At 74.3% G+C, this 4567-nt stretch carries 5 protein-coding genes and 1 pseudogene; 2 read left to right on the top strand and 4 right to left on the bottom strand.

All coding sequences use genetic code 11. The features are described from left to right. Positions 1–40: 40 nt before the first annotated feature. From ACFV04_RS43265 to ACFV04_RS43275, 3 genes are all read right to left on the bottom strand, one after another. Positions 41–376: a hypothetical protein gene (locus ACFV04_RS43265; protein WP_380536562.1), complete on the bottom strand. Its 336-nt coding sequence runs from the start codon at positions 374–376 to the stop codon at positions 41–43. Positions 377–517: 141 nt separating this feature from the next. Continuing rightward, on the bottom strand, positions 518–943 hold the full coding sequence (locus ACFV04_RS43270; RefSeq protein ID WP_380347948.1) for a penicillin acylase family protein: 426 nt from the start codon (positions 941–943) through the stop codon (positions 518–520). A gap of 367 nt (positions 944–1310) precedes the next feature. Further along, positions 1311–1787, bottom strand: coding sequence for a GNAT family N-acetyltransferase (locus tag ACFV04_RS43275; protein ID WP_380347951.1), 477 nt, complete (start codon positions 1785–1787; stop codon positions 1311–1313). A 398-nt stretch (positions 1788–2185) separates the two neighbouring features. Between ACFV04_RS43275 and ddaH the strand changes: the two are divergent. Next, positions 2186–2752 (top strand): annotated as a pseudogene (ddaH, locus tag ACFV04_RS43280) (dimethylargininase); the annotation flags it as partial. A 54-nt stretch (positions 2753–2806) separates the two neighbouring features. On the opposite strand, the gene ACFV04_RS43285 reads toward ddaH, so the two are convergent. After that, entirely contained in the window at positions 2807–4069 is a 1263-nt protein-coding gene (locus ACFV04_RS43285) for an MFS transporter (protein WP_380536565.1), read from the bottom strand. A 206-nt stretch (positions 4070–4275) separates the two neighbouring features. Here ACFV04_RS43285 and ACFV04_RS43290 point away from each other — a divergent pair, with 206 nt between their 5' ends. Continuing rightward, a complete protein-coding gene (locus tag ACFV04_RS43290; protein ID WP_360261824.1) occupies positions 4276–4425 on the top strand; it encodes a hypothetical protein in 150 nt (49 codons plus the stop codon). The last annotated feature ends 142 nt before the right edge of the window (positions 4426–4567 follow it).

Genomic DNA, 4567 nt, shown 5'->3' on the forward strand with positions numbered 1-4567 from the left:
GCTCGGGTGAGCGCGTCGGCGGCCTTCCGGCCCGGCTGGGTCAGCGGGCGGGGCGCAGGGCCGCGGTCGCCGTGCGGCCGAGCCAGACTCCCAGCAGGGCCTGCAGCAGTCCGAGCAGCAGGGTGACCGCGATGACCAGCGAGGCCAGGGCGGGCAGCCCGGCCAGGGCGGCCACCGTGCGGGCGGTGCCGGCCACCGCCTCGCCGGAGGCGGCGCGCCACCCGAGGGGGGCGCCCCAGCCGGCCAGGGCGGCCGCGGTGCCGGCCAGGACGGCGGTGCGGGCGCGCAGACCGCGGACCGCCGTCGCCGTCCCGATGGCCAGGCCGCTCAGGAACGGCAGGTACCACAGGCCCCAGAGCGGGCCGACGGCCACCACGGCGGCGGCACCGACCAGTGCGGCGGGGAGGGCGAACCGGACGGCCTGCCGGCCGCTCGCGGGGCCGCCCTCGGGGTCGGACGGGCGGTCGCGCTTGAGCGTGGGGGCGTGCCAGTCGGCCAGCGCGGTGCGGAACTCCCGCTAGTCGCGGGCCTTCTTGACGGAGAGCAGGACGGCCAGGTCGGGGGAGGGGATGTTGCCCATCCAGTCGACCGAGGTGGTCTGCCCGGCCCGGGTCAGCACCGGTCCGTGCACCGTGAGGTCGACGGCGAAGTGCTCGGCGTCGCCGCCGCGGACCGGGATGGTGTACTCCACCCGCTCCATCGGGTGCCAGGCGTTGTTCCAGTAGTACTGGCCGGGGTGGTCGGGGCTGGTCTGCTCGCTGTAGAAGACCGTCGACTGGTTCTGCGCGTCCGTCAGGGGCCAGGAGATGTCGGCGTTCCGGCCGATCAGCACACCGGGCACGGACTCGGCGTCGACCAGGGCGGGCGGCTCGGCCTCGGTGGCCGGCACCACGGTGAGCACCGGCGGCACCTCGGCCATCGGCAGCACGTGCTGGCGCGGCACGCCGTCGTGCTCGGGGAACAGGGTGCGCAGGGCCCGCGTGCCGTTCCAGCACGTCGGCCGGCGCGGACCGCAGCGCCTCGTGGTCGACCGGGCCGGTCAGCCGCAGTGCCACCGGGACGTTGTACGAGGCGTCGCCGCCCTGGAGGCGGTCGTTGAACCAGAGCGCCAACTGTGCGTACGAGAGCGGTGTTTCCGCGGGCAGGCTGTGTTCGCCCAGCACGGGGCATCCCTCCGGGTGAACCCGTCCCGCCGGCCGGGTGGGCCGGGCGGGCCGGGCGGGCCGGAGGTGGTGGTCCGGTGGCTCGTGGCCGTTGGGGCCCGCCGACGTCCCTCGGCGGGGGGTACTACCGCGGGGCGCGGGTGGGTGTCACGCGGTCCAGCGGTAGGTCATGTCGGGCTCGTTCTCCTCGTTGCGGCTGCCGTCGTCGGTGTCCACCACGACGAAGCCGTGCCGCTCGTAGAAGGCGCGGGCCTCGGTGTTCTTCTGGAAGACGTGCAGCGAAAGCTCCTGCGGGCTCGCCGACTTGACGGCCTGCAGCAGCTGCGTCCCGATGCCCCGGCGGCGCACGTCGGGGCGCAGGTAGAGGTGGTCGAGCAGGGTGCCGTCGAGTGAGGCGAAGCCCAGGAGGGCGCGGGTGTCGGCGTCCTCGGCGAGCCAGACGCGGGTGCCCGGCAGTACCACGTGGGTGATCCAGCCCAGGGTGGCCTCGTCGCTGTGCAGTCGGGGGAGGTACGGCATGGTCGCGGCACGGGAGGCCAGGAAGACCTCGGCGACGGCGCCGGCGTCCTCGGCCGCCGCGGCCCGCAGTCGGACGGTCCCGGTGAACGGCGCGTCGGATGGCATCCACAACTCCTCGATCGGGGCATCATGGGCAGTGCTGCCGCGGGTGGACCACCCTGGACGGAACATGCGAACGGCACCCGCCGCGACCCGATGTCGAAAATCGGGTGCGCAGCGGGTGATTGAGCCGAATCTCCCCCGGATGGGCCGTGTGAAGCGGACCCAGCGGCGTTGATCTTCGGTCAACATAACACCTGGTCATGGACGTGGGAGCCCTCCTGGGCGGGTTTCTGACAAGGCGATTCTGCGGTTAGATGAGCGCGCGCCGTTCGTGCGATCGGAATCCAACCGGCGAGGCCCCGGCGGCCGTTGTGAAATCGCGTCGGCCGGACGCGTTCCGCGCCCGGCCGGAAGCCGGGCCCGGATGTCCGGTCCCGAGGAGGCCCGCCGGCCCGGGACGGCGAGTCCTCGGTGCGCGCTTCCGCCACGCCGAGCGCACCGCCGAGGGCCCGGCCTACCTCGACTGGTTCCGCGCGCAGGGCCACACCGACCTCCTGTGGCCCGAGCACATCAACGAGGGCGAGGGCGACTACCTGCTGGTCGGCCGCCGCCTGCTCGCCGGCACCGGTTTCCGCACCGACCCGCGGTCGCACGCCGAGGCGCAGGAGTTCTTCGGCGTCCCGGTGACCGGACTGACCCTGGTCGACCCGGAGTTCTACCACCTGGACACCGCCCTCGCCGTCCTCTCCGACGACGAGGTCATGTACTACCCGGAGGCCTTCACCCCGGGCAGCCGCGCGGTGCTGCGCGAGCTGTTCCCGGACGCGGTCCTGGCGACCGCCGAGGACGCTGCCGTCTTCGGCCTCAACGCGTTCTCCGACGGCCGCAACGTCCTGCTGCCCGAATCGGCCACCCACCTGACCGGCGAACTGCGGCGGCGCGGCTTCGACCCGATCGGCGTGGACCTCACCGAACTGCTCAAGGCCGGTGGCAGCGTCAAATGCTGCACCCTGGAGCTGCGGGGGTAGCCGGCGGTCCGGGGGACGGGGGGACGGGGAGCTGCGGGCCGTCGGCCCCCGTTCTCACGCCGCCGCGCGTTCGACCCCGGCGAGCACGGAGCGCGGGAGCCAGAGGCTGCCGGTGCCGGCCAGGGCGACGGCCGCCGCCCCGACCAGGACCGGGACGACGCCGACCCGTGAGGCGAGCCAGCCCCCGGCGAAGGCGCCGACCGGCAGGGTGGCGGTCAGCACCGCCTGGAGGAAGGCGTTGACCCGGCCCAGCAGGTGTGCGGGCGTGGCGAGTTGCCGTCCGGTGGTCATCGCGATCGACCACACCGTGGCCAGTGGGGCGAACAGCAGCTGGTACAGCACCAGCACCGCGAACGCCGCCCCCAGCGAGGCCGCCGGGATGAGGAACAGGGCGGCCCCCGCGCCCACCGCGCACACCCGGACGGCCCGGGTCGTGCCCAGTGCCCGGGCCACCGGGGTCGCGGCGAGCACGCCGGCGCCCGTGCCCACGGCGTACGCGGCGTAGACCGTGCCGAGCTGCCACGGGGCCAGCCCCAACTCCCGTTCGGCGTACAGCACGAACAGGCCGCTCGCGGCGCCGCCGCCGAGGTTCAGTCCGGCCGCGGCCAGGGCCTGGCGGCGCAGCGGCGTCTCGCGCCGGATCACCGCCAGCCCCTCCCGCAGGGCCTCGATCCGGGAGCGGGCCCCCGCGCCCGCCTCCCGCGGCGGGCGGTCCAGTGACGCGGGCAGGGCGAGGAAGAGCGCGCCGCCGACGAGGTACGCGGCGCACTCCACCAGCAGCGCCGGCGCCGGGTCGACGAGGCCGATCAGGACGCCGCCGAGCGCCGGCCCGCCGATCAGGCCGACCGTCCGGGCCCCGGTGAGCGAGGAGTTGGCGGGCAGCAGGTGCGCGGCGGGCACCACGCGGGGCAGGCCGGACTGCAGCGCGACGCCCTGGACGGAGCCCAGCGCGCCGGAGAGCGCGGCCGCGGCGAACAGGTGCGGCCAGGTCGGTCCGTCCAGTGCGGCCGCGAGTGGCACGCTCCCGACGACGGGCACCTGGAGCCAGGCCCCCGCCACCAGCAGCCGGCGCAGCCGGGCCCGGTCGACGAGGACGCCGATCAGCGGGCTCAGCAGCACCCCCGGCAGGTAGGTCGTCGCCACGAGCGCGGAGACGCCCAGCGGGCCAGCGCCCAGATGGGCGATGGCCAGCAACGGCAGTGCCAGGGCGGTGACCTGGCGGCCCACCGAGCCGGTCAGCTGCTCGACCACGAGGAGCAGCAGTGGCCGGTTCCGGCGCAGGGGCGGGGGTGGGTCCGCGTCGGGGGAAGCTCCCATGGCCGTCTCCTCCGTCAGTCGACCGGCATGCACCTCGGACCCTACGTGAAAGCGGCGGGCGCACACCCGGACATCCTGATTCCCGGCGGCGCGCTTGTACCCCAAGTAGGCGAAATCAAACGGAAGTTGCGATCTCGATCGCGTTGACCTTGCATGAGCATGGCGCTTAGGGTCGTGGGACAGCTGTTGTCTGAGAGGAGTCAAGGATGACGCAGAACACGACAGAAACGCCCAGCTACGAGTCGTTGGTCGAGGACGCGCTGCGGGAGCTCTCCGCGGCCGAGTCGGCCGAGGTGCTCGTGCCGGTGGGCAGCGGCGACGAAGGCCCGCTGATGGCCTGGTTCGTCGCGACCTGACAGGTCCGGCAAAGCCCTCGGGAGTTCCGGGCCCGGGGCCCCCGCCCCGGCCGGAGACCGCCAGTGCACCCCCCGCGGCCAGCGAGGGCGGGAGGACACAAAATAAAAACCAACGAGACACAGAGGGAGGACGAGCAAGCGC

It is taken from the genome of Kitasatospora sp. NPDC059599 (assembly GCF_042735125.1).
Classification (GTDB): domain Bacteria; phylum Actinomycetota; class Actinomycetes; order Streptomycetales; family Streptomycetaceae; genus Kitasatospora.

What these genes read in the sequence shown, in the direction of transcription:
- ACFV04_RS43290 (WP_360261824.1), top strand. Translation starts at nt 4,276, where the DNA reads ATGACGCAGAACACGACAGAAACGCCCAGCTACGAGTCGTTGGTCGAG.
- ACFV04_RS43285 (WP_380536565.1), bottom strand. Translation starts at nt 4,069, where the DNA reads ATGGGAGCTTCCCCCGACGCGGACCCACCCCCGCCCCTGCGCCGGAAC.
- ACFV04_RS43275 (WP_380347951.1), bottom strand. Translation starts at nt 1,787, where the DNA reads ATGCCATCCGACGCGCCGTTCACCGGGACCGTCCGACTGCGGGCCGCG.